Annotated in this window: 29 protein-coding genes, 1 tRNA gene, 1 other RNA gene and 1 pseudogene; 8 read left to right on the plus strand and 24 right to left on the minus strand. The window is 46.4% G+C overall.

Going from position 1 to position 22424, the window contains the following annotated elements; translation table 11 throughout:
- Positions 1-106 precede the first annotated feature (106 nt).
- Entirely contained in the window at positions 107-865 is a 759-nt protein-coding gene (locus tag E7X56_RS09280) for a DUF128 domain-containing protein (RefSeq protein ID WP_135606483.1), read from the plus strand.
- Here E7X56_RS09280 and E7X56_RS09285 read toward each other — a convergent pair whose 3' ends face one another.
- On the minus strand, positions 866-2254 hold the full coding sequence (locus tag E7X56_RS09285) for a DHHA1 domain-containing protein (RefSeq protein WP_135606484.1): 1389 nt from the start codon (positions 2252-2254) through the stop codon (positions 866-868).
- Positions 2255-2276: 22 nt separating this feature from the next.
- Positions 2277-2777 carry a hypothetical protein gene (locus E7X56_RS09290; protein WP_091688027.1) on the minus strand — a complete coding sequence of 167 codons (501 nt, stop codon included), beginning with the start codon at positions 2775-2777 and terminating at the stop codon, positions 2277-2279.
- A gap of 109 nt (positions 2778-2886) precedes the next feature.
- On the opposite strand from E7X56_RS09290, the gene E7X56_RS09295 reads away from it, so the two are divergent.
- Complete coding sequence (locus tag E7X56_RS09295) at positions 2887-3066, plus strand: hypothetical protein (protein ID WP_135606485.1); 180 nt, start codon at positions 2887-2889, stop codon at positions 3064-3066.
- 13 nt (positions 3067-3079) lie between these two features.
- Positions 3080-3499: a secondary thiamine-phosphate synthase enzyme YjbQ gene (locus E7X56_RS09300; protein WP_135606486.1), complete on the plus strand. Its 420-nt coding sequence runs from the start codon at positions 3080-3082 to the stop codon at positions 3497-3499.
- A gap of 85 nt (positions 3500-3584) precedes the next feature.
- Here E7X56_RS09300 and E7X56_RS09305 read toward each other — a convergent pair whose 3' ends face one another.
- Positions 3585-3980, minus strand: coding sequence for a DUF1699 family protein (locus E7X56_RS09305; RefSeq protein WP_091688033.1), 396 nt, complete (start codon positions 3978-3980; stop codon positions 3585-3587).
- A gap of 262 nt (positions 3981-4242) precedes the next feature.
- On the opposite strand from E7X56_RS09305, the gene E7X56_RS09310 reads away from it, so the two are divergent.
- Positions 4243-4908 carry an MBL fold metallo-hydrolase gene (locus tag E7X56_RS09310; protein WP_135606487.1) on the plus strand — a complete coding sequence of 222 codons (666 nt, stop codon included), beginning with the start codon at positions 4243-4245 and terminating at the stop codon, positions 4906-4908.
- Positions 4909-4941: 33 nt separating this feature from the next.
- Positions 4942-5274, plus strand: a complete 333-nt coding sequence (locus E7X56_RS09315) for a ribonuclease P protein component 4 (RefSeq protein ID WP_135606488.1) — start codon at positions 4942-4944, stop codon at positions 5272-5274.
- Here the strand turns inward: E7X56_RS09315 and E7X56_RS09320 are convergent.
- The 3 genes from E7X56_RS09320 to ffs all read right to left on the minus strand — a co-directional run bounded on the left by E7X56_RS09320 (position 5271) and on the right by ffs (position 6052).
- Positions 5271-5516, minus strand: a complete 246-nt coding sequence (locus E7X56_RS09320) for a hypothetical protein (protein ID WP_135606489.1) — start codon at positions 5514-5516, stop codon at positions 5271-5273. The two genes, E7X56_RS09315 and E7X56_RS09320, sit on opposite strands and share 4 nt — an antisense overlap.
- Positions 5517-5573: 57 nt before the next feature.
- Positions 5574-5658, minus strand: a tRNA-Ser gene (locus E7X56_RS09325).
- Positions 5659-5737: 79 nt separating this feature from the next.
- An RNA gene (gene ffs, locus E7X56_RS09330) (signal recognition particle sRNA) lies at positions 5738-6052 on the minus strand.
- 108 nt (positions 6053-6160) lie between these two features.
- Here ffs and E7X56_RS09335 point away from each other — a divergent pair.
- A complete protein-coding gene (locus E7X56_RS09335; protein ID WP_091688041.1) occupies positions 6161-6400 on the plus strand; it encodes a transcriptional regulator in 240 nt (79 codons plus the stop codon).
- 74 nt (positions 6401-6474) lie between these two features.
- Here E7X56_RS09335 and E7X56_RS09340 read toward each other — a convergent pair whose 3' ends face one another.
- From E7X56_RS09340 to E7X56_RS12225, 8 genes and pseudogenes are all read right to left on the minus strand, one after another.
- Complete coding sequence (locus E7X56_RS09340; protein ID WP_135606490.1) at positions 6475-7857, minus strand: ATPase domain-containing protein; 1383 nt, start codon at positions 7855-7857, stop codon at positions 6475-6477.
- A gap of 111 nt (positions 7858-7968) precedes the next feature.
- Positions 7969-8250, minus strand: coding sequence for an exodeoxyribonuclease VII small subunit (gene xseB / locus E7X56_RS09345; protein WP_135606491.1), 282 nt, complete (start codon positions 8248-8250; stop codon positions 7969-7971).
- Between the two features lie 4 nt (positions 8251-8254).
- The gene (gene xseA, locus E7X56_RS09350) at positions 8255-9478 is read right to left on the minus strand and encodes an exodeoxyribonuclease VII large subunit (RefSeq protein ID WP_135606492.1); all 1224 of its coding nucleotides are present in this window, start codon (positions 9476-9478) and stop codon (positions 8255-8257) included.
- A gap of 138 nt (positions 9479-9616) precedes the next feature.
- On the minus strand, positions 9617-10633 hold the full coding sequence (locus tag E7X56_RS09355; protein WP_135606493.1) for a Coenzyme F420 hydrogenase/dehydrogenase, beta subunit C-terminal domain: 1017 nt from the start codon (positions 10631-10633) through the stop codon (positions 9617-9619).
- A 4-nt stretch (positions 10634-10637) separates the two neighbouring features.
- Positions 10638-11381, minus strand: coding sequence for a hypothetical protein (locus E7X56_RS09360; RefSeq protein ID WP_135606494.1), 744 nt, complete (start codon positions 11379-11381; stop codon positions 10638-10640).
- A 4-nt stretch (positions 11382-11385) separates the two neighbouring features.
- Positions 11386-12897, minus strand: a complete 1512-nt coding sequence (locus E7X56_RS09365; protein ID WP_135606495.1) for a glutamate synthase-related protein — start codon at positions 12895-12897, stop codon at positions 11386-11388.
- On the minus strand, positions 12894-13946 hold the full coding sequence (locus E7X56_RS09370; RefSeq protein WP_135606496.1) for a glutamine amidotransferase family protein: 1053 nt from the start codon (positions 13944-13946) through the stop codon (positions 12894-12896). Before E7X56_RS09370 ends, E7X56_RS09365 begins: the two co-directional genes overlap by 4 nt.
- Before the next feature lie 72 nt (positions 13947-14018).
- Positions 14019-14132, minus strand: a pseudogene (locus tag E7X56_RS12225) (hypothetical protein); the annotation flags it as partial.
- A gap of 229 nt (positions 14133-14361) precedes the next feature.
- Here E7X56_RS12225 and hdrC point away from each other — a divergent pair.
- Both hdrC and hdrB read left to right on the plus strand, forming a co-directional pair.
- Positions 14362-14856 (plus strand): CoB--CoM heterodisulfide reductase subunit C, encoded by a 495-nt coding sequence (gene hdrC, locus E7X56_RS09380; protein ID WP_371413366.1) that lies wholly within the window; start codon positions 14362-14364, stop codon positions 14854-14856.
- 25 nt (positions 14857-14881) lie between these two features.
- Positions 14882-15763, plus strand: coding sequence for a CoB--CoM heterodisulfide reductase subunit B (hdrB, locus tag E7X56_RS09385; RefSeq protein WP_135606497.1), 882 nt, complete (start codon positions 14882-14884; stop codon positions 15761-15763).
- Between the two features lie 112 nt (positions 15764-15875).
- On the opposite strand, the gene mtrH is transcribed toward hdrB, so the two are convergent.
- The 10 genes from mtrH to E7X56_RS09435 all read right to left on the minus strand — a co-directional run bounded on the left by mtrH (position 15876) and on the right by E7X56_RS09435 (position 22398).
- Entirely contained in the window at positions 15876-16832 is a 957-nt protein-coding gene (gene mtrH / locus E7X56_RS09390; protein ID WP_135606498.1) for a tetrahydromethanopterin S-methyltransferase subunit H, read from the minus strand.
- Between the two features lie 14 nt (positions 16833-16846).
- Positions 16847-17074: a tetrahydromethanopterin S-methyltransferase subunit MtrG gene (mtrG, locus tag E7X56_RS09395; protein ID WP_135606499.1), complete on the minus strand. Its 228-nt coding sequence runs from the start codon at positions 17072-17074 to the stop codon at positions 16847-16849.
- Positions 17071-17307 carry a tetrahydromethanopterin S-methyltransferase subunit F gene (locus tag E7X56_RS09400; protein ID WP_135606500.1) on the minus strand — a complete coding sequence of 79 codons (237 nt, stop codon included), beginning with the start codon at positions 17305-17307 and terminating at the stop codon, positions 17071-17073. Before E7X56_RS09400 ends, mtrG begins: the two co-directional genes overlap by 4 nt.
- 5 nt (positions 17308-17312) lie before the next feature.
- On the minus strand, positions 17313-18038 hold the full coding sequence (mtrA, locus tag E7X56_RS09405) for a tetrahydromethanopterin S-methyltransferase subunit A (RefSeq protein ID WP_135606501.1): 726 nt from the start codon (positions 18036-18038) through the stop codon (positions 17313-17315).
- 1 nt (position 18039) lies between these two features.
- Positions 18040-18363, minus strand: coding sequence for a tetrahydromethanopterin S-methyltransferase subunit B (locus E7X56_RS09410; protein WP_135606502.1), 324 nt, complete (start codon positions 18361-18363; stop codon positions 18040-18042).
- On the minus strand, positions 18360-19172 hold the full coding sequence (gene mtrC, locus E7X56_RS09415) for a tetrahydromethanopterin S-methyltransferase subunit MtrC (RefSeq protein WP_135606503.1): 813 nt from the start codon (positions 19170-19172) through the stop codon (positions 18360-18362). The genes E7X56_RS09410 and mtrC overlap by 4 nt, the downstream gene beginning before the upstream one ends.
- A gap of 1 nt (position 19173) precedes the next feature.
- Positions 19174-19884, minus strand: a complete 711-nt coding sequence (mtrD, locus tag E7X56_RS09420; protein WP_371413367.1) for a tetrahydromethanopterin S-methyltransferase subunit D — start codon at positions 19882-19884, stop codon at positions 19174-19176.
- Positions 19885-19889: 5 nt separating this feature from the next.
- Complete coding sequence (gene mtrE / locus E7X56_RS09425; RefSeq protein WP_135606505.1) at positions 19890-20795, minus strand: tetrahydromethanopterin S-methyltransferase subunit E; 906 nt, start codon at positions 20793-20795, stop codon at positions 19890-19892.
- Positions 20796-20980: 185 nt separating this feature from the next.
- Positions 20981-21367: a DUF5402 family protein gene (locus tag E7X56_RS09430; protein WP_135606506.1), complete on the minus strand. Its 387-nt coding sequence runs from the start codon at positions 21365-21367 to the stop codon at positions 20981-20983.
- Entirely contained in the window at positions 21364-22398 is a 1035-nt protein-coding gene (locus E7X56_RS09435) for a peptidase U32 family protein (protein ID WP_135606507.1), read from the minus strand. The genes E7X56_RS09430 and E7X56_RS09435 overlap by 4 nt, the downstream gene beginning before the upstream one ends.
- Between the last annotated feature and the right edge of the window lie 26 nt (positions 22399-22424).

Consider the following 22424-nt stretch of genomic DNA (forward strand, 5'->3'; position numbering starts at 1 on the left):
TGTTACTATTTGAGAACAATAGTTTCAAATCTCGTAGAAGTGTTTGGGATACACAAAACTATAATAGGGTAATTTCCTTACTTTATGGAAATGACAAGGTGTCTCTATGATCAATAAACCACATCGTGTCCAGTTCACTTCGTCGCGTATTGAAGACCTTATGTTCAGGACCACATTCGACCCGGTTGCAATGGCAGGTGATGTTATAGTCAATCTGTCTCTCATTAAGGAAGAAGATCTTGAATCGATTCTCGATGTATACGCACTGGCTATCCGGAGCGGATTGTCGGTCAGTCCTTTCCTCAAGATCATCAAAGGGGGAGAGAGTATTGGCAATTTCAGGATCTCCAGGGGCGATGTGGGCATTGCTACCGTTTGCAGTATCACTATCGATGGTGTGCTCTTAAAAGGTGGTGTGATGATCAACCCTAAACTTGGCGGGGTCGTACAGATAAAGAACGGGCACCCGGTGAGGTTTACTGATGTTGTGACCTATGTGAGCACAACCATCGACCCTCTTGAGGTCCTGATGTCGCAGGATATCACCTCTGTAACCCAGATGCTAAGAACAGGCTCGGGAAAGATCCTTGCCAACCTTCGTGAAGCACCATTGGTCGCAAGGGATGATCTGGATCATATTCTCTCCGATATGCTGGATGCAGGTATCAGTGGAATTATGGAAGTTGGGGAGCCAAACTCCCGCGTGCTTGATGTGCCGGTGGAGCGGGATCATCTCGGTGTTGTTGTCATTGGCGGGACCAACCCCATGGCAATGGCAAAGGAGCAGGGCTTTGAGGTTCGCACGAACGCGATGTCAACTTTGATAGACATAGATGAGATGAAACACGTCGATGATTTTGTCTGATCACTTTTTGCGCAATTGTTCACCAATAACAGAATCGAGCTTTTGCAGGAACTCTTCTTTTACATTGAATGGTATGGTGGCGCCTGCTGCGATATCGTGACCTCCTCCTGCGCCTCCGATCTCTGCTGTTGTCACTGCCATAGCTTCAGACAGGTTGAGTCCTTTCCTGATCAGGTCCTGTGTTCCGCGGGCTGAGACCTTGACACCTTCCTTCGAATCTGCAAAGGCTATTATCGGAAGGGAACGGTTTCCGACGATGGATGTGCTCATTCCTGCAATGATGCCAACAATGGTCTCCATGATATTGGAACCTGCATCGAAATACTGGAGGTTGTTGAGTTCTGTGATGCCGTTCTCCTTGACGAACATGAGTCCGTTCACAAGGTTCTGCCGGTGCTCGCTCAACAGCTGGCGGGCGGATTCATAAGCTTTGCCACGATCGCCCATGCAGACTGCCAGGCCAATGTCCGCATGTCCGTAGCGTGCTGTGGCATTGAGCAAAGTGGAATATTCCGAAGCATCTCTCATTTCTGTGCCTTCCTTCTCTTTCATGAGCAGGTAGACCTCTCCGATAAGCCTCTCTATCTTGTATGGTGGCAAACCTGAACGAAGGCAGTATTGCACAAGTGCTGAGACCACTTTCTGCTTATCATTTTGCTCAAGATCGATCCATCTTCTCCAGCGTTCATCTCCGCTGAAGCGTATTCCGAGATCATGCAGGAACCCAATGCATGCATCTTCATTTCCGGTAAGTCCGGGAAGGTATGGGTCGGATGCGAACTGGAGTAATTTAAAGACAGGACGCGTTTGTTTTCCAAAGAGCATTATGTCCTTCTCGTAATGCAGGCTGCCTTCCTTTACGCCCTCTTCGAGAATGTAGCGATTAATTCCTGTGAGGTGTCCTTTTTTCAAATGCTGGAGGTCCCCTATGGCTCCGACTATGGCAAGGTCGGCAAGGTCCCTGTTATCTCCAAGGGCATTCGCAAGCATGTAGGTCATTCCGGAGCCACTGAGCTCGTATGATCCATTGAAGCCGAAAAGATGGGGGTTTAAGTGATGTTCCAGTTCTCCCCTTGGTTGGTGATGGTCTGATATTATCGAATTTATGCCGTGTGAGTTGAGGGACTCTATCATGCCGCTCCCAAGGTCCGTGAAGATCGCAAGTTCCGGATTCTGGTTGGCTATAGCCTCAATTTCAACTTCATCCAGTTGCTTGACAAAATGGATGGAATGGTCGATACCTGCCCTTTCAAGAGCTTTGCCAATGATCCCGGCTGATGTAAGACCGTCAGCATCTATGTGTGATACAACATATACAGAATCATACTTGTGTATTTCAGATGAACAGTTCAAAGCTTTTGATCTGATCTGTTGGATTCTTTCAATCATTTATATACTCCAGTAAGATCTATCATTCAATGATCCTTTTTCCAGCTCTCCATTTTACAGGTTCTATAAGGTAATGCCCGCTCTTGCGTTCGATGGGTGGGTATGTTTGTATCTCTTTGACCGTGTATTTGAGCGACGATTCGTCATGGAACCTGCTGTAAAGGTCATCCCATGGGATAATATGTGCTTTCCTTGCACACCCGGCACCCATTCTCAGTTCAACCGCCAGAAATCCGTTACGCCCGGATCTTCTCAGGAAGTCGGATATGCGGTCTATCTGGTGCGAACCTTTCTTATCTACTGTGAAATGCTGGGTAAAATAAAGTGCATTAGCACCTTTTTCAACTGATATGCTTTTGCATTCGATGCCCATATAGTAGTCCGGGTTAAGAGAGTCTACCAGGACATCCAGAAACTGCGGTGTGAAGCGGTGCTGTTTGAGACGATGCGCTATCCCCCTTACGTTATTCTTTTCAAAAAAAGCATTGAACGACTGTACAAGTTCCCTTTCAAATTCTGTCATATCATAACCCTATTATGTCCTTTTGTTTAGATAATATTGGCATCTTTTAAAATGTTGTTCTCTTAAGGCGGCGTTAAATTGATGTATTACTGATGTAATGTAGGGTGTGATGAACAAGAAAACAATGGAGATCATTCTGAGCATAGGTTCAGTACTCATGTTTATTGTAATGCTTATATTCGTGCACCTTGCTGAAATAGAGCCACAGGGGTATGGTTTTACGGCAGCTCTCATGTTGTTCGTACTGGCTGTATCTCTTGCTGGTATCAAAATAACACGTATTGACTAAGCAGATCAATATTATGCCGGTTCTTACAAGATATCTGGAATATGATACAAAAGGTAATTCCGAGATCATCGATATCACTGACGATGTCATAAGGTCTGTGAGCGGATCCGGAATTAATAATGGGATCGTTACTGTTTTTGCGGCAGGTTCTACTGTGGCAGTGACAACTCTGGAATATGAACCCGGACTTATCCATGACCTGCAGCAGGCACTTGAACGTATAGCACCGAAGGACATCGAATATAAGCACAACGAACGATGGCATGATGGGAACGGTCATTCACATGTGCGTGCATCTCTTCTGGGGCAAAGTGAATCGTTCCCGTTGATCGATGGCAGTATGCTTCTTGGGACCTGGCAACAGGTAATATTCATCGATCTGGATAACAGGGCACGGTCGCGCAAACTGGTCGTTCAGATCGTTGGTGAATGAATCGATTTAAAAAGAGTGGAAAAGACCGTCCGTTGTGGGACAGTCCTCTATCGTTTTTAGCTTTTTTTGTTTTTCAATTGCAGTATTACTGCTTCATAAGGAATTCTATGAAATCAGGACTGAGTCTTGTTTCCCGGACCATTTTCTCATTGATCTCTTCTTCGGAAAGACCTTCGTTCCTGTAATCCTTTATGCGGTCGTAGACGCTCTGTGAGACTTCAGAGTACTCGTTGATATCTTTTCTGTGTCCCCATACGTCACCTTCAAGAAGGTTGATACCCTGCATTTCAAGATACATCTTGGCGGATTTGGATATTGTTTTCTTGTATGAGCTTGGGATGTGAAGTGCTTTAACACTAGGGCATTTTACAACTAATGAGAATATGTCTGTGTTTGATGGTCTGAATGCAAGGTGAACGATCTCTTCATTTTCACTTAATGACTGGATTTCTTCTTTTGAACTTACAACTCTGATCTTCATTTTAGTCACTTCCTTTTTTTGGAGTGTGTCTATATTTTTCAAACCCATTTTCAAATATATTTACACACAATGCATTATTGTATATACAACACCCACTTCTATATAAATATTATCGAACGATGGTGCAAAAAATTACACGGTTTTATCATCTGATATACGAGTACTATAAAAGAATTCGGCAGTTTTAAGATGGATCGTGTTGTTCTCACATTCAGTTTAAGATCAAATTGTAATGATTCGATGATATTAAGGAGGGTATAGGATGAGAAGTACACAGGTTGGTAATGTCATTATAGAATGGCTCGGTCATGCCGGATTTATATTGAAAGGTCAGGGTAGGGTCGTATACATCGATCCGTATGTGCTGCCGGATGACTCTGGGTATGGTGATGAAGCGGATATTATATTGTTGACGCATGAACATTTTGATCATTGTGATCCTGCATCCATAAGGGAGGTGCGTGGAAGCACAACTACAACTCTCATTCCTGAAAAAATGAACTTACAATTCAAGGGTGATGCAAGACGGATCGCTGAAGGTGATCTTCTGACCGGTGATCTTGCAATAAAAGGTGTCAACATCGAAGTGGTGCCTGCATATAACCTGGACAAGCCCAATCATCCCCGCGGAGAAGGTGTGGGATATATTGTTGAGCTTGATGGTGTGAGAATATATCATGCAGGTGACACGGACCTCATCCCTGAAATGAAGGGTCTGAAGGCAGATGTTGTCCTTCTTCCTATAAGTGCCCTTTATACTATGGGTGAAGAGGAAGCGGCAGATGCTGCTGTGCTTATAGGTCCGAAAGTTGCTATTCCTATGCATTATGGTTGTGTGGAAGGCACTGAGTCTGACCCGCAAAGGTTTAAGGAGCTTGTGAACGAAAAGGACCCTCGCATCGAGGTTATCATTCTACGGGATAAGTAAGTAAGCAAGTAAGATACGCAAAGGTATTTTTGTATGGCACGAATAAAAAAGAAGCAAAAGAACCTGATAAAGGATATAGCTACTGAAAGGATCGAATACCTTTTCAAACTTGCAGGGGAGAACTATAGTTCCAATTCTCATAGGAGCGACCGGTACGTAGCTCTGGCAAGACGGATCGGAATGCGATATCGCATAAGGCTTCCTTCTTACTTAAAACGCAGGATATGCAAGGGTTGCCATTCTTTTCTGGTTCCCGGTAACAGCTCGAGGATAAGGCTCCATGGCAGGTATATGACAATAACCTGCCTGAAATGTGGAAAAGAGATGCGTTATCCCTATAGAACAGACAAAAAAGTCAATTCTTAATTCCCTGTGACAAGGTTCAGGAGCTTCACAATAAGGTATGATGCAAGGAGCATTCCGATTCCCATAATTGCAAAGAGAAGCAGGTTCCTGATCACGACGTCCTTTTCAGATCCTGCCCTGATTCCAAAAGCTCCGCAAGTGCCACCGGAACAGCCACCACACCCACTGGGTGCTTTTTCAGCTACGTCGTTCTCTGCTGGCATTTCGTTAAGCACTGAAATAATTGGTTTTGTTTTTGGCATAATCTTCGCCTGCAACGATTATATTATCCATTATGAGTTCAATGGTGTATAAAAAAGCGACGAGAGGGGGATTCGAACCCCCGAGGCGCAAAGCACCACAGGATTAGCAATCCTGCGCCATACCGGGCTTGGCTATCTCGTCATTGGGTTTGCATTTTATTGCCACGCGTTCTCCTTAAAGGCAATAGCAATATTTAATGCTTTTCGTTTGAAGTTCAAAGTGACGGGCACGCCGCGAGTTGCTGTCCATCACACAACCAAATGGTCTGAGATCTCTCCTCCACCCCGCAGCCCTACAAGCGACAAGTGCCCATGGTAGGTCTGCTCCCTTCCGGGCCTCGACTGGTTCCCACGGTGAAGATAAGAGGACCAATTCTCCAATTAGTTCTTCTACCAACACCATCCAAGCAGGACGGGGCTTCTCAGTTGAGATCACAGGTTTGGAAATGATCAAAACAACTTCTTTTGGCTTCGTCTCCCGCATATCGGCGATTTCGGGTTACAGGTAACGCCGGCCTACCCAGACTAGCCCGTCACGCATACATATGCATTACAGGTAATAAAAGTATTCCTCTTTCACAATTGAAAGGCGATTGTGAGTAAATAATTATATGATGCATTAGTATCATTGTTATGGTGATATCATGGATGAATTAATGGGATTTATAACAGGTAACAAGAACAGGCAGAAACTACTGGCTCTGCTTGGATCTAAAGGGGAGATGGATGCAGCACGCATCGCAAAGAACATGCACGTGGTAAAGCCATCTGTTGATAAGATACTGGCCGAGCTTGTCGAAAAAGAATTGTTAAGCGAAGATGGTGGCGTGTACGACCTCACGGAGCTCGGAACCACTGTTGAGAGGTCGATCCACGCGATCTGATAAAAAAGATATATTTGAAAGCTATCTGGCTATCTCTTATTTTTTTCATTTTTCAAGCGAATTTAAGCTATCTTTTAAAGAATAACATCACAGTTGATCTTTATTCCAGTTTCTTCTATTACATACTCACGCATGTTCAGTGCATGTTTAGAACCTTTGGATTTGAGTATTCTTATGTACCTTTTAACCTCATTCGAGAATACTACCTGCCTGACCGTTACTACGGTATCAACAATAAAAGAGGCATCTTTGCTCATGATCCTGTCATTTTCCTGAGCGTTCAGTTCCGTGGTAATGACCGATGTGACCCCTCTGGTCTTCAGATAGGCTGTAAGGCGCTGAAGATACCCGCGGAGTTTGATAATGTCGGGGAACGTTATTTCCAGATTGATCAATCCATCTACTAAAAGCCTTGTAGCTTCCATGCTTTCCACAAGTTCTTTTATTCTTGTGGCATGTTCATCGGGATGGATCTCCTCCGGATTAGAATGGATGAACTTTAACATTCCGGAATCAACGTATTGCTGCATGTCATATCCCAACTTTGCCGCTCCCTGAATGATCTGCTGTGGGAGTTCGTTGTATGTGACTATTATGCCCTTCTCTCCGTTCTTCAGTCCTTCCATGAGGAACTGCCATCCAAATATGCTTTTTCCTGTTCCGGGCTCACCTGCAATAAGGGTACTATTGCCGGCAATCATCCCGCCGTGAAGCATAAGGTCGAAGTTTTCCACTCCGGACTTGATCCTGGTCTCAGTAAGCTCATCTACATCTTCAACGATCAAGCGTGGGTATGCTGTAAATCCTTCTGAGCTGACGTCATAACTGTATTCGCGGGCAGTACGCCTTGCCTTGTTGTTCGGTTCGATGCCAAGCATCTTCAGGACTTTCAGTTTGTGGGCAGTATGATAACCGGAGTTCTCTTTTGAAAGATATATGATACCATCTGTAAGGTGGCTGGCAACATATCCATGTATCTGGTCTTCAAGAAGTTCTCCTGTGAGCATTACCAGGGATTCTGATTCTTTAAGCATGGAATCCAGTGTGTAGAAGAAACGCCTTCTTTCCTGCTCAACAAAACCAAATCCTATGGGTGTGATCGGGTCAATGGCCAGACGGTCGGGATTTTCTGATGCAATTACATTTCCTATATCTATCAATGTGCTCAACGGGTCCTTCTCAGATGCAGGGCGGCTTACCGGATATACTTTGACATTCTCATCCAGGAACGGGTATATGGAGTGCAGCCTCTCAACTTTCCCGGCGGTTTCCGTTGTAAGAGGTATGTATAGTGTTTTTTCTCCTTTTTTGGCAGCATTTGATAGCATCTGCAGTATCATTGAGGTCTTGCCAACCCCTGCCGTACCCGCAACCAGTATTGTTGACGGTTTCCTGAATCCCCCGAGGATTTCATCAAGGCCGTCGATACAGCATGACAAATTTTGAAGTTCTGACATTGTAATTTTCCATATGGATAAAGGGTTACTTATAATTTCTTGATTCCATGGGTATCTACTTATAAAAATATATCATATCATATTATATGATTGTTTCTTCTTCCTTCCTGATCATTCCATTTCACTAAATGGTTCTGTCGCAAGTTTACCGTTCTTTTCTATCAGGAGCTCGATTTTCTTTTCAGAAGCCTCTATTTTCCGGTTACAGAGAAGTGCCAGCTTCATGCCTTTCTCGAAGGTCCCGATACTATCATCCAGGGTAAGCTGTCCCCTTTCAAGATGCTCAACAATGGTTTCCAGCTTTTCAAGCGCTTCTTCAAATGTAAGTTCATCAATGCTCTTTTCATTAATATTGTCTTCATTAATATCGTCGGTACTATCCATCTTTCCCATATGTTCACCTCTCAAATAGCAGGTACTTCTTCCTGTCGTCCCTTATGCTCTTAACATTGCATTCCAGAATACCATCGCTGACAATTACATCAACTCCATCTTTTTCCTTTACATCGGCAACGTTTGTGATGATCCTCCTGCTATCAGGGGATACTGCAATGCTGTACCCTCTTCCCATGGTGTTCAAAGGGCTGACCGAATTGAGCCTGGAAGCATGAAGCCTGAGTTCGGATGCCTTGTTATCTACAATTCTGCCAATGGATGTTGTCAGCTTTGATGTGAGCTCATCAAGGTGCTGGTAATCCTGTCTTAGCATATCCCTGAAATGTTCAGGCTCTATCTTTTCCCGAAGGTGTTCGAGGTGCTTCTTTCTTTCAGACATGAGGTGTCGCATTTCGCTTTCCATCCTCATGGACAGGTTCATCAGGTGTCGTTTGACCTCCTTCTGATCAGGCACTACAAGCTCTGCAGCTGCAGATGGTGTTGGTGCCCGAAGGTCGGCTGTAAAGTCAGATATGGTAAAATCAGTTTCGTGGCCCACTGCTGAAACAATGGGCTTTTCGGAATTGAAAATAGCTCTTGCGACCGCTTCCTCATTAAAGGACCAGAGGTCTTCAAGAGAACCGCCACCACGCCCCACTATTATCACATCCACATCGGTCCTGTTCAGCAGTTTTATGGAATGTACGATACTTTCCGCAGACTTTTCTCCCTGTACGATGGTAGGTGAGAGTAGTATGTCAACAGGGTATCTGCGCCCGATCACATTAAGTATGTCATGTATTGCAGCACCGGTGGCAGAGGTGGCAACACCGATCCTTTTTGGGAATTTCGGTATGGTTTGCTTGTGGATATCGCTGAAAAGTCCTTCCTTTTCAAGCCTTTCCTTAAGCTGTTCGTAAGCTTTGTACAATTCCCCGATCCCATCCGGGCGCATGTCCATCACACGCAGCTGGTACTGGCCTCGGATGGTATATACATCCACAGATCCGAAAACAAGGACCTTCATGTTCTTTTCAGGCTCGAACCGAAGTGTCCTGTTCACGGACCTGAAACTAACACAGCTTATCTGGCTCTTTTTGTCCTTGATGGTAAAATAATAATGGCCTGACCCATGCTTTGTGAGGTTTGATATCTCTCCCTGTACCCAGACATTGTTCAGATTCGGGTCAGTTGTCAGTATATTTTTGATAAAATTGTTCAGTTCCGTAACGGTATAGGCAGGCATTGACACTTTCTCCAACTTCGCATAACGTATATTGTACCTATTATTTGTACCTGCTGTGAGCATATTGAAAGTAATAACCGAAAGTATCACTGCGAGCAAAAACTATCAGGCGGTGATGCCTGATAGGCAGATCCTGATTTATACTCTCCTTTTCGCCTTTTTGTTTGCAAGGGCCTCTATAGGCCGCAGGTCCACTTCATCTGATACCACAAGTTTTTCTTCATCAACAGCGCTCCTGAATAACTTGTTCCCTACAGGTGTGCGTATGATTAGTGTGGTCTGGTCCTGCGGACTTCCAATGGACCCGGCAGAAATATCTGCATCAGGTGCTGTCAGGTCTGTACAAATGGCACAACCCGGACGTATGCAGTCATCAAGTTCGGAAAGCGGGATCGTGTGAATTTCTCCGTTCTCGGTCGTGATCTCCAGTTTGCCTGGAACATCAAGACGCCTGATCTGCCATGGGTCGATACCCAGTTCATTTTTTAACTTTCCTTCGACCATTTTCTCATAGTCGAATGTCTCTGTGCAGAAAAGACCGATCATCAGCCGGATGGAATCCCTGAATGGCCGTATAAGGTCACGCTCACTTTTGCGCATCTCCTTGATCGCCTGGACCACGCAGGGCACACCTACTATCGCGATATTGCGGTATTTTTTGGTGATGACAGCTTCCTTCAGTGCCCATAAAAGGGGCACCCACCAGTTATACCGGCTTCCGGCATGTTTGTTTATCATCTCACTGGAAGTTATGATCGTTGACCTTGGCTTGAGGCTCCATGGATCTTCGGCAACTGTGATTACCGCATCCACAAGACCCTGTTCCAGAGCGTTCATAAGAATGGCAGTGACCGCACCTCCGCTTTGCTTCTTCTCAACATCGAAGTTTGCCGAGGCGGATACTATATCTATCGAATTTCCAATGGTCTGAATCTCCCTTTCATCTATCCTCGGACAGACCTCATAGCAGGCACCGCAGGACACCCCGTCAACAGTTGATTTGCAGTATCCGTCATTCAAAGGGTGTGTGGAATTCTCTCCTGTTTCAAAGAAAAGTGAGTTTGCCGGGCAAACTGCAACACAGGCGCCGCAACATGCACACTTCCCGGTATGCCAGATATTGCTTTCAAGATCTGTATAATTCCTTTCATACATGTTATCACTCCCATGTGTACTTGCCTGCGAACGGCCTGGTGCTTGCAGGTACTATGCATGTATAGTTCGTATCCAGCAATCCGGAGGGGTCCGTGTCGAAATGTTTGCAGAACTCTTCTACATATGGGGTGATCATTTCAAGCTCCTTTTCTCCGAATTCCATCTTTCTGGCACCAACTCCCAGAAGCTCATCCTTCACTTCCCCGCGGATAACTATCATTCCTCCGTGGATGCCACTGCCGATCCCACGGTCCATTACCGGATTTTCCTGTCCGATACCCAGTACCAGGATAAGGCCTCCTGCCATATACTCTCCAAGGAATGCATGTGAAGAACCGCCTACTACCAGTACAGGGCGGCGATCTTCCTCATACTGCTTCATGTGGATGCCTCCGCGATAGCCGATGTTCTTTTCCACGAACAGTTTTCCGCCGCGCATACTATGTGCTACGGCATCTCCTGCACTTCCGTGGATAACAATTGTTCCTCCATCCATGGTATTGCCGGGGGCATGGTCGCAATTTCCGTTCACTATGCAGGTGGGGCCGTTCATGAACATTCCAAGGTCCCCTCCTGCAACTCCGTTGATCCTGATGGTGACATCACCTTTCAATCCATCCGCAATGAATCTCTGTCCTAGCACATTGTCTACGACGATCTCTTTTGCACCGTTTTTGACCGCCTCTCTTATCATTTTATTGAGGGGGGTATAGTGCATGCCTTTTGCATCGATCTCTGCTTTTTTCATGTTCTCAGGCCCCCACCGGTTTTACCTGCAGGACATCCAAAGTGCCTTCGTCCAGCATGTATCCTCGCAGACGGCTTCTGTTGCTCCTTAGGCTTTCAATACTATTGATTCCGGCAGCCCCCATCAGCTCGCTAAGCTCAAGTGTCCATGAGCGGATGAGGTTTGCCACATGCTCGGATTCTATCTCCGGATCGAGGCGATCGACCAGGTCCTGTCTCTGGGTTGCGATACCCCATGGGCACATACCTCTGTAACACTGGCCACAAACACGGCAGCCCATTGCGATAAGTGCTCCTGTGCCGATATAGACTGCATCTGCTCCAAGAGCGATCGATTTTGCAATATCTGCACTGTTGCGGATACCGCCACTTGCAATGACCGAGATCTTGTTCCTGATGCCCTGGTCCTTTAGCTTCTGGTCAACACTTGCAACAGCTGCCTCGATAGGAATGCCTACATTGTCCCTGAAGACCTTTGGTGTTGCTCCGCTACCTCCGCGGAATCCGTCGATTACCACAGCGTCTGCCGAGGAACGTGCAATACCTGCTGCAATTGCCGCAGCATTGTGCACAGCTGCTATCTTTACAAACACAGGTTTTTTCCACTCGGTAGCTTCCTTAAGGCTTCTCACAAGTTGTGCAAGGTCTTCGATACTGTATATATCATGATGCGGTGCAGGGCTGATAGCGTCACTTCCAAGAGGTATCATACGGGTGCAGGAAACATCCTGACATACTTTTTCCCCTGGAAGGTGGCCTCCGATACCCGGTTTAGCACCCTGTCCTATCTTTATCTCTATGGCAGCACCTCTTTCGAGGTAGTTGATGTCCACACCAAAACGGCCGGATGCCACCTGTACGATCATATTTTTCTGGTATGGGTAGATAGCCTCATGAAGACCTCCTTCTCCGGTTCCCATGAAAGTTCCTGTCTTTTCTACAGCTTTTGCAAGGCTTAGCTGTGCGTTCAGGCTGATAGCACCATAGCTCATGTGTCCAATCATGATGGGGGTTTCAAGCTTGAGATTAGGGGTGAGTTTGGTTAGCAACTCGATGTCACCATTGTCCTTCTTATCGATCTCAAGCCTTGATGGCTTCTTTCCAAGATATGTTCGAAGCTCCATTGGTTCACGCAGCGGATCGATACTCGGGTTTGTTACCTGGCAGGCATCAAGCACAAGCCTGTCGAAGATCACCGGATAGGGTTTTGCATTTCCCATTCCCGCAAGGATGATCTTCCCTGTACGTGCCTGGTTGATGATGTCCTCACGTGCCTCAGCTGTCCAGAGCGGATGGCTGCGATAATCCACAGGTCTTTCTTTCAGGCATATGGCATCCCTGGGGCACATGGAGATACAGTGGTGACATGCGGTACACTTTCGGGAATCGATGATGATCCTGTCATCTTCCCTGTGGAATACGCCATATGAACAGTTATTGATACATCGCATACAGTGCATGCACTGCTCGCGGTCGATGGTAACCTTGTATTTAAGGGGTACACTTCCCAGGCTCATGCGATCACCCTCCCGATAACAGGTTCTCCTGCTCTTGGCATGTGTATGTTCTGCACATCGGGGTCCATGACGCGGATGGCAGCTTCCTCGCTTGAGATGTAAAGCCGGTCTTCGTTCTCCCCGATGACCAGTGGCCTGAGCTTGATCCTGTCAGTAAATCCCACGATCCCTTCATGAGTTGCCACTACTATTGCAAACGGTCCGTTCATGAGTGCAGGTCCGTAGGTAAGGCGGATCGCGTGGTTGAGTTCCTGTTCCTTTTCGGGCATATTGTCTATCTCATCCCAGAAAGGCGGGGCAAGTGCTTTTACCACAACGTCCTCCGGAAGTCCATGCCTTCTGCCGAGAAGGTCGAAAAGATATGCGACTACTTCGGTATCGGTGAACATGCTGCAGGTGTATCCATTGCTTTCAACATAACGTCTGTTCGTACCGTATGATGTGATCTCTCCGTTGTGCACTACTGCCCAGTCAAGAAGATTGAATGGATGTGCTCCTCCCCACCATCCGGGTGTATTGGTAGGATAACGGTTGTGGGCAAGCCAGATGTACCCTTTGTAGTCTTCAATGCGATAGAAGTTGGCAACATCCTCAGGCCAGCCGGAAGCTTTGAACACTCCCATGTTCTTTCCGGATGAGAATATCAGTGCTCCCTGTATGTTGGAATTTGTTTCCATGACAATGTACTTCATGACATCATCTTCGGGAGTTGTACTTCCTGCCATCAGGTCACTGTAAGGTTTGAAGAAGTATCTCCATGGGATATGGTTCCTTTTAAGTCCGTCCTGCTCATATGTTGGTATGGCTTCCTGATGCACGATGCGTCCCCATTTATGGAGCATATGATCGACCCGGGACTTTGGTTCCACAAGGTTGTCAAAGAATACGTGTATGGCATAGCAGTCCTGGTAATCAGGGTATATGCCGTATGCTGCATAGCCTGCACCTTCTCCACTTCCTCTTTCATTCATAAGGCTTAATGCATCGCGAATACTGGAACCATCCATTAGTGCCCTTTTCCTGTCGATCACACCTATTATTCCACACATTTTTATCACCATTGTTAAATTTATATGAACAGCATGTTGCTGCCAGGGCGGAGGTTTGTAAGGGGGGACCCCTTACAGTATGCTAAGGTACGTGTCAAGTTCCCATTGATGCACGCGTGCCTTGTAGTTGTCCCACTCCGCAGTCTTTGCAGCGAGATAATTCTCGAATACATGGTCTCCAAGAGCGTTTCTGACGAATTAGCACATTTGGTAACTGCTTCAATAACTTCTTTCCAGGAAATTTATGCTGCCTTATGCTGCTCATTTTATCCCCCTTGTGAGCAGTCATATTGACGGGTACACTCTGAATATATAAATCTTATAAATGTACTCGAATATAACTATTGCTTTTCATGGTTTGCACCAAAGTGTGCAATGGCATCTTTTATAATGTATGAAAAGATAACTCCCTTTGATGTCTGTCAGAAATGAACCGAATGTACTTTCCCGTATGGAAAAGACCGGCTCTACAATTCTAAAATGCATGCATTGCGGTGTTTGCAGCGGTAGCTGTCCATCGGGAAGGCATACAAGCCTGAATGTCAGAAAGCTCCTGAGGAAGGCATGTAATGATCCGGCAGTACTTTCTGATGATTCCCTCTGGATGTGCACTACCTGTTATAATTGTCAGGAGAGATGCCCGCGGGGCATAGACATTGTTGATGCTATATTCGAGATGCGTGCACTTGCTGTTCATGAAGGTATCATATATCCGGAACACCGAAAGGTCGGTGAATTGCTGCTGGAACATGGGCACGCCGTTCCCATTAACGAAGAGAACAGGAACAAGAGGGAAGCTCTGGGACTTGATCCGCTACCACCTACAGTTCACAGCTTCCCGGAAGGGCTGGAAGAGGTAAAGAAGTTGCTGGCATCATGTAAGTTCGATGAACTGATGTCCGAAGAATGATGCTTCATTTCCGGGAGGAATAAATATGACAAATGTATCACTTTTTCTTGGGTGTGTGATCCCTAACCGTTATCCAGGTATCGAAAAGAGCACAAAGCTCTGTCTCGATAAACTCGGAGTAGACTGTATTGATCTGGAAGGCGCATCATGCTGTCCTGCACCAGGGGTGCTCCGTTCATTTGACAAAGCTACATGGCTTGCCCTGTCCAGCAGGAACATTGCTTTATCTGAGGAGCTGGACCGCGACCTGCTAACGATCTGCAATGGTTGTTATGGATCACTTGCTGATGCAAATTATGAGATCAAAGCAGACGAGCAGGTTAAAAAAGAAGTTAACTCTCATCTTGACCTGATAGGAAGGAACGTCAAAGGCAGCCACGATGTTCGCCACATCACTGAGTTTCTGCACAAAGAGGTTGGTCCCGGGAAGATCCGTGATGTTATCAGCCGGCCGCTGGAGCTGAGGGTTGCTGTGCACTATGGCTGCCACCTTTTGAAACCATCTAAGGGACGTGTGGGTTCAAGTGTGGAGAGACCCTCGTTCTTTGATGAACTTGTGGAAGCCACAGGAGCGGAAAGTGTCGAATATCCCGATAAGATGGAGTGTTGCGGAGCCGGTGGCGGGGTCAGGTCTGCATTGCCTGATGAAGCTCTTGCACTTACCGGTCACAAATTGTCCATGATCGAATCCGTGGGTGTTGATTGTATTGTAAATGCATGTCCTTTCTGTCATATGCAGCTGGATGCCGGGCAGGTGGATCTTAATGAGCGTGATGGTGCCTCTCACAATATTCCTGTGCTCCACTATACACAGCTTCTGGGATTGGCCCTTGGTTTCTCAGTGGAGGACCTGGGGATCGACCTGAATGAAACAAGGAACTCAGAGTTCTTTGAGAAATTCGTATAATATTCCCTTATTTTCTTATCTTTTTATTTTTTGATCATATGGCCAAAGCCACAGCTAGGTTAGTTACTTCTGGTTATATTAATAAAAAAGAGAAAAAAAGAAACTGGTTTGTTTAAACCAGTTTGTTGATTGGGTGGTTCTCATCCATGATGTCAAGACCGAGCTCTTTTGCGGTCTCAGCAAGGATTATGTCTACCATTGCGGTTGCAGGATATACTGTGTCAGTGTTCTCGATAGGACCGAACAGCTGGAAGTTTGAACCAAGTGTCTGTGGGACAAGGTTTGTTCCGATATCTGCTGGCATGTAAACTGCCTTGCGCTGTTCCTTTGTCTCAAAGGATTTCTTGTATTCCTTCATCCAGTCCCATGCGGATGCAAGGTTGTGGTATCCGCCACCAACAGGGAGACCGAAGTGTCCCTTTACAGCAACTACTGCTCTCATGGATGCACCTGCACCTGCTCCGAGTGGAGTTGCAGCTACATCGACAAGTGGTTTTGTGATCCCACAGTCCTTTGCGATGTCGAGCATACCCATGCTCTGACCTGGGCCACCGGACTCAAGAACCTCGAGCTTTCCTTTGACGGTTGGGTCTGTTGCGTTGAACGCAAGGACGATTGAAGTATCGATGTCACTCTTTCTGATAGCTTCGATCTCCTCCTCGTGGATACTACCGTTGATAGAGTTGTAGATAGCCCTGTCAGCTACACCGATCTCTGTTACGTACTCTGCTGCTGCTGCACGTACTTCACCTGCTGAAGAGTCGATAAGGAATGGTGTCTTATCATCCTCTGCAACGAACCAGTCGATGTACTTCTTGATTGCCTGTGGTGTTTCACCGACGATCTGGTTAACACATGGGTTACCTGTAACGTCTGTCATCTCAAGCATGTGGTTCCAGAGATTGTCTGCTGCTTCCTTGTCGAAAACTCCCTCATCTTCATCGGTCACGATCTTGTGTCTGTTGTAGAACATTGAACCGATCAGAACTGTTGGGTACTGGCCAGGCTGACCGCCGAACTTGACGCTACCTACCTCGAATACTTCCTGTTTCTTGTCAAATTTAAACATGTTATTACCTCTTATCAGATGAGTATCGGGGATATTGAAATGTAGATCAGGAACATCAATATACCAGCTACTGCTCCGTATATTATGCCTATATCCCTACCTACTTTCTTTCCGATCCTCTGTGCGATCTCACTGTTTACGAATTCGATCTTTTCGTCGATCTCATTGAGCTTCTCAAGAACCTCGTTGAAATCTGCAGGGTCTGTTACAACACTTGCTGTTGCGTTCTTTCCATCGCTCATATTACACCACCTACTTGCCAGATGATTAATGGGAGTATCAGTACCATCAGCACTGCAAATGCGAAACCGACAATGAAACCGGTTGCAGCTGTAGCATTAACTCCGGAGTCGAGCTTCTGGTTCCTTGCGATAAGCTGAGCCCTGTATCGAATTCTTTCGACAACGTTTTCAATGGCACCCATCTGTGGGCTGATGACCATTGGGACTCCTTGTCCTTCTATTTCTTCTGCCATGTCAATTACCTCCCGAATAACAATAGGCCAAGTAGTGACAGCGTAATTGCAAGACCGATCATGATACCTTCGACCTTACCTGCGTGTACACCTGCGTGATACTTGTTCCAGTTACCGGCAATGACCATTTCCCTGTCAATATCAAGGATCCTGTTCCTGATGGTTGCGATCTCAGCTGCCATTGGCTTAAGTCCGCCAGCCTCTTCTTCCTCTTCGCCGCCAGCTTCGCCGACTTCGATGAGCATAGGATCAGCATCAAAGGCACCAGGGTCTTTTGCTACACATTCCTTGATCTTCGCAACGATCTGTCCCATATCTTCGGTACCGACCATGTCTATAGGCTCTACCTGCTGCTGGAACCTTTCGACCGCTTCATCGGTCAGGTTCTCAACATATGGAATTGCACCTGTTGCTCCAACAATACGGTTGTCACTGACACCGTTCTTGTGGATCATCATGAATGCTTCACCGGTAATGTGTCCCTTTACTTCAGAACCTGTTACAATGAGGAATCTGATGTTAGGGTTTGAGATGATCTGTGCAACTACTTTTTCCAGACCAAGGTTCTCTGTTTTACATGGACCTGTGATAGCAGCTCCTGCTTCTAATTGAGGTCCGCCTGGCAGGTGTGATCCACAGGTGATGACTGCGACGCAGTTCTTAACGTCCCCTATCTCATATTCACCTTTCAGGGTTGGCCAACCATCTGCTGGTTCTCTTTTATCTGCCATATTAGAATCCTCCGATCAGACTGAGTATGTAAAGAGCCAATGCAACCATACCTGAGAATATAAGTCCAACAACAACACCATAGAAAGTGTTTCCATAGAAACCGGCTTTGAATGCTGTTTGTTCTCTTCCTGGGTATGAGTTCAATAGCTTTCTGTCAGGTGAGAGTGAATTGATCAGATCATCAGCGATCTTGTCAAGTTCATCGATCTGTTCCATGATCGGGTCCATTGAGTAACAGATGATGTCTTCACGCTCTTCTGCCAGGACTGATGTAAGTGGGTCCAGTACAAGATGTGCTTCTGGTGCTACGTGTACCATGCTCATTCTAATTCCTCCTCGGTTGGCAGGAGACCTGTTCCAAGTACCTTGTATGCGTCCCTGTTAACGAGTTCAATGTATTTCCTGAATGCAACATACCACAGGACCAGTCCGATCATTATGGTTGGTATTGCTGATGCATCTTCTGATACAGTTGCGACGATACCTGCAATGATCATTGCAATTGAAGCCTTCTCAAAACCTGTTGTGAGTGTTCTGTCCTGCTGTTCATCAGGACCAAGGTTTGCATTGAATGGGTGCAGAATTGCCATACCGCCTGCGATGAAGATCACAGCGATATATCCTGTTGCGACAACGGTTTCCAGTACAGCATCGAACATGAATGTTCCTGTCATTGCGACACTGAGTCCGATGATGGTAAGTGCGCCTGCACCGGCGATCTCTGTCATGGACTGCTCCATAATAGGAATGCCCATTCCAAGGACCTTGTTAGCGAGTGCACCAATAACGAGTCCAATGATGGATGCTGTTATGAATGCGACGATAGGTCCGGCAATGCCACCAACGGCAAGTCCGAACATAGATGCGACGACTCCCATACCAAGTGCCATCATACCAATGGATGGTACACCGGTACCAAGACCGTAGCTTGCTACACGTCTTACTGCTGCGCAGCCCCATACGATCGCACAGATCGCTCCAAGAGCACCAATAAATGCGAATGCTGGTCCTGCAGCCTGTACGAGGAAATGTCCTGCGTATGCGGCAATTAGTCCGCCAAGTACTCCGACAGCGATTAATTTGTTCTGTGTGATTCCTCCGCTGGCTTCTCCACCAGCTCCTCCTGCTGACATCTTATAGACCTCCTATTGTCAGTACACCAACAAATGCGCACATCAATGTTGCTACAAAGGATGCGAGAACTGCCTTTGGCCATTTCTTGAACTTAGGGTCGTGGAATCCTTCGATGGTTCCTCCAATGTTGTATGAAGGGATTACCGCGTTCACGAAGAAGATTCCTACTGCGAATATACTTGCGAGTGCCACAAGGTCACTCTGGCTCAGGCCTGTGCTTGTGCTCATAAGTGAGTAGTAGATCGTAGCTCCGCCAAGACCACCAAGAGCTCCACCGATAACACCACTTACGTATGAAACGGTTGGAAGTCCGTGTCCCTCTGTACCCTGGGATACATAGAGGTCCTGCCTGTCCTTTGTGATCGGATCATAGTCTACCTTTGCAGATGCTGGTGGTACACCAACTCCATAAACGTATACCCATGTACCGACGATCATTGTCACAGCGATCATGATCATTGCACCGACCGCGCCTGATGCGATCACCAGTGCAAAACTGTCACTGACGTTCATAACTGCTCCTGCGGTGACAAGTCCGGTAAGACCTGCTCCTGCAGCCAGCTGGACAGTACCGGTGCCAATACCTGTTGCCTGTGCCATAGCTGCAGGTGCTCCACCTACAGGTACGAAGTGAACACTCCATGAAATTAACATGCCACCAAGGGTGACCATTACTATGTATAATATATTCTCTGCGAGAATTCCTGCTATATCTATCATGCAGCGACCTCCTCGTCTTCCTTGTAAGGTCCGTATGCCTCACGTGCTGCTACTTCGATCTTTCTGTTCCAGATGATCATAAGTAATACAAGAACTACTCCTGCTACAACTGAAAGCCATCCCCATGTGATGCTTATTGCAGGATCAAATACGGCTGTTACCCAACCGCTTAAGAAAACGGTCATACCGAATGCGAGACCGGTTACTGGTCCTCCGAACTTTGCACAGAACCATGAGTTGTCGATACCGTTACGGAGTCCTGATTCTGCTTTCCTCACAATGTTACCGGAGTTTGCAGCATTAAGACCTGATCCGAACTCGACGTTCTGGAATTCACGTTCTGCACCATAGTGAACATCACCAGTTGATGAACCGATAGCTCCGACAGTGATTCCCCAAATGAATGCAATTAGTGCAAGTGGGAATGGATGGCCGAGAATAGCTACCATGATGTATGATACAACAAGGATGCAGAATGTTGTAATGAATGCATATCCCATCATCACTGGCGTATGTGATCTGAGAATATCAAGGTATATTGGTTGTCTGAAACGTTTCTGACTTGCGGTACGGCCCATGTAAGCTGTAACACAATATGTTCCATGTACTGCTGTAGCAATAAGTGCACCAACAGCGATAGCAAAGACCACGGACAGACCCGCGGTCATCAATACAGATGCCACGGTTCCGCCAATAGCACAGATCAATGCATTCGATGGTGGTTCACCGGATATTGCTTTGTTATATATCCTGTGTGGGTACATCATCTGGGGTGCTAATTGCACTTGTGAATTAGGGTTACTCTGGGATCCTACATCAGATTCAAGATCCTCAGTTGTGCCAGCAATAGTTGCGGCAGCACCCATAAGTGCTAAAACACCCATGCCCATGAGTGGTTCCATTTATTTATCCTCCTTCCTAGTTCTAAATCGATATGTATAAGTGCGAAATACTGCACGTCCTTCGATAATTCAGCCATGTCTATTATTATGGCATAGACTAACGTAAGATGGTGGGGATTATCTGAAATCCTTCATAAACCTTTCGGAACTTTCCTGAAAAAAGGCGGTGCTGACAGGAGGGATTCTCATTCCCTTCTGTCAAATCTCATTATGTAAATGTCAGGCCTTGGCTGTTTTCCACTTCCTCTTCCAAAGTCCATGTAGCAGCTGTTACAAAGTACACGTGCATTGATCGAAGCGATCTCTGCTGTGCCGGGAATTAGGCGCGCAAAAAGAAAAGACGGTTCAATATCAAGTGAGGTCGCCGTATCCGTAAGGTACTTCACTATGTGTTCCTCAAAGACCTCCAGATCATCCAGTTGAAGTCCCCTTGTGTTGATCGTGACTCCTCCGCATCCGCATGGGAGTGCGAAAGCATCCATCTCGATCAGGAACACAGGGACCCCTAAAAGTTCCCGCAGGTTGTTTTCCAGGGATGTGCGCGCTTTCAGCAATTCTTGTGTCATGCTCATGTTCTATCTCCTATTGATCCCAGTGGAATTTTCCGGATCTCCTCTCCACTTCCGGAATATGTATATATTACCTTTTCAGCAAGGCGCTTGCAGTAGCCGCATTTGTGGCATACCTTATCACATTTTTTCCATTGCTCGATGGCACCGTCCAGTTCCTTGTTTGGTATGTAAAATGTGTCTTTGAGATCCTTTATGCTGTCCAGCAGGTCCATAAGATTGCCATCATATCTTTCATTTGCGTACGCTTCCACATTATTGAGGATCCAGTTAACGAAATGAGTGCGCCCTCCGATCTTGAAGGTATCGGTGATATGTTTGTATTCTTTCAGGTCCTCGGGCCTGATCCATGGTGATTTAATGATCTGCTGTGGGTCCTTTATCCTTAGGGAAAGGCACTTGTAGTAATAATAATCGTCAAGGACGTTCGGCTTAGGTCCGGGTCCGTTGGCATGTGAAAAGAAATTGAAGTGGGCGTACCTGAAAGGGCACTGGTAAAGGCATGCTTCGTTGACGAGCAGCTTGAGCTTGCATGAGATCGTATCCCTTATAGCTTCCAGCTTGTCGAAATGCCTGTTCACCGCAGGGTCCACTACAATGGTCGTAGCTCCCAATTGCTCATAGAACTCTGCTTTTTGCGGTGTGTCCACGAATGAAAGTACTGAGACCACTACATCCATGTCATAATCCTTTGCCAGCATTTCCACAAGATAGGGGTCGGCAACGGTTATAGAATCGATCCCGATGCTGTTCAGCTTATCGAAATACCAGTCTATAGCTCGGTAACCTTCAGGGGTAAGGTGCTGTCCACCCATGCAGGAACTGTTCATCACGATCTCCATTTTGACGCCTTTTGAATGTGCGTACTCGGTCTGTTGCGCTATCTCCTCGAGTTTCGGGGCACTCAGGTTTGTCCTGCCGGTCCCTACATATTCGGGGGATCCCGCCATGTATACTGCGTATATATTATCAGAGCCCGCTAAAAGCTCCTCAAGTCCTTCAAAATGACCGATGTGTGGTACATACAGCTTCATTGGAACTTTGTTATCGGGTGACTTTA

It is taken from the genome of Methanococcoides sp. NM1 (genome assembly GCF_900774285.1).
Taxonomy (GTDB): Archaea; Halobacteriota; Methanosarcinia; order Methanosarcinales; family Methanosarcinaceae; genus Methanococcoides; species Methanococcoides vulcani.

Bases quoted from the DNA above. Each gene is read 5' to 3' on its own strand.
- E7X56_RS09280 (WP_135606483.1), top strand. From the start codon at position 107: ATGATCAATAAACCACATCGTGTCCAGTTCACTTCGTCGCGTATTGAA.
- E7X56_RS09285 (WP_135606484.1), bottom strand. From the start codon at position 2,254: ATGATTGAAAGAATCCAACAGATCAGATCAAAAGCTTTGAACTGTTCA.
- E7X56_RS09290 (WP_091688027.1), bottom strand. From the start codon at position 2,777: ATGACAGAATTTGAAAGGGAACTTGTACAGTCGTTCAATGCTTTTTTT.
- E7X56_RS09295 (WP_135606485.1), top strand. From the start codon at position 2,887: ATGAACAAGAAAACAATGGAGATCATTCTGAGCATAGGTTCAGTACTC.
- E7X56_RS09300 (WP_135606486.1), top strand. From the start codon at position 3,080: ATGCCGGTTCTTACAAGATATCTGGAATATGATACAAAAGGTAATTCC.
- E7X56_RS09305 (WP_091688033.1), bottom strand. From the start codon at position 3,980: ATGAAGATCAGAGTTGTAAGTTCAAAAGAAGAAATCCAGTCATTAAGT.
- E7X56_RS09310 (WP_135606487.1), top strand. From the start codon at position 4,243: ATGAGAAGTACACAGGTTGGTAATGTCATTATAGAATGGCTCGGTCAT.
- E7X56_RS09315 (WP_135606488.1), top strand. From the start codon at position 4,942: ATGGCACGAATAAAAAAGAAGCAAAAGAACCTGATAAAGGATATAGCT.
- E7X56_RS09320 (WP_135606489.1), bottom strand. From the start codon at position 5,516: ATGCCAAAAACAAAACCAATTATTTCAGTGCTTAACGAAATGCCAGCA.
- E7X56_RS09335 (WP_091688041.1), top strand. From the start codon at position 6,161: ATGGATGAATTAATGGGATTTATAACAGGTAACAAGAACAGGCAGAAA.
- E7X56_RS09340 (WP_135606490.1), bottom strand. From the start codon at position 7,857: ATGTCAGAACTTCAAAATTTGTCATGCTGTATCGACGGCCTTGATGAA.
- xseB (WP_135606491.1), bottom strand. From the start codon at position 8,250: ATGGGAAAGATGGATAGTACCGACGATATTAATGAAGACAATATTAAT.
- xseA (WP_135606492.1), bottom strand. From the start codon at position 9,478: ATGCCTGCCTATACCGTTACGGAACTGAACAATTTTATCAAAAATATA.
- E7X56_RS09355 (WP_135606493.1), bottom strand. From the start codon at position 10,633: ATGTATGAAAGGAATTATACAGATCTTGAAAGCAATATCTGGCATACC.
- E7X56_RS09360 (WP_135606494.1), bottom strand. From the start codon at position 11,381: ATGAAAAAAGCAGAGATCGATGCAAAAGGCATGCACTATACCCCCCTC.
- E7X56_RS09365 (WP_135606495.1), bottom strand. From the start codon at position 12,897: ATGAGCCTGGGAAGTGTACCCCTTAAATACAAGGTTACCATCGACCGC.
- E7X56_RS09370 (WP_135606496.1), bottom strand. From the start codon at position 13,946: ATGTGTGGAATAATAGGTGTGATCGACAGGAAAAGGGCACTAATGGAT.
- hdrC (WP_371413366.1), top strand. From the start codon at position 14,362: ATGTCTGTCAGAAATGAACCGAATGTACTTTCCCGTATGGAAAAGACC.
- hdrB (WP_135606497.1), top strand. From the start codon at position 14,882: ATGACAAATGTATCACTTTTTCTTGGGTGTGTGATCCCTAACCGTTAT.
- mtrH (WP_135606498.1), bottom strand. From the start codon at position 16,832: ATGTTTAAATTTGACAAGAAACAGGAAGTATTCGAGGTAGGTAGCGTC.
- mtrG (WP_135606499.1), bottom strand. From the start codon at position 17,074: ATGAGCGATGGAAAGAACGCAACAGCAAGTGTTGTAACAGACCCTGCA.
- E7X56_RS09400 (WP_135606500.1), bottom strand. From the start codon at position 17,307: ATGGCAGAAGAAATAGAAGGACAAGGAGTCCCAATGGTCATCAGCCCA.
- mtrA (WP_135606501.1), bottom strand. From the start codon at position 18,038: ATGGCAGATAAAAGAGAACCAGCAGATGGTTGGCCAACCCTGAAAGGT.
- E7X56_RS09410 (WP_135606502.1), bottom strand. From the start codon at position 18,363: ATGAGCATGGTACACGTAGCACCAGAAGCACATCTTGTACTGGACCCA.
- mtrC (WP_135606503.1), bottom strand. From the start codon at position 19,172: ATGTCAGCAGGAGGAGCTGGTGGAGAAGCCAGCGGAGGAATCACACAG.
- mtrE (WP_135606505.1), bottom strand. From the start codon at position 20,795: ATGGAACCACTCATGGGCATGGGTGTTTTAGCACTTATGGGTGCTGCC.
- E7X56_RS09430 (WP_135606506.1), bottom strand. From the start codon at position 21,367: ATGAGCATGACACAAGAATTGCTGAAAGCGCGCACATCCCTGGAAAAC.
- E7X56_RS09435 (WP_135606507.1), bottom strand. From the start codon at position 22,398: ATGAAGCTGTATGTACCACACATCGGTCATTTTGAAGGACTTGAGGAG.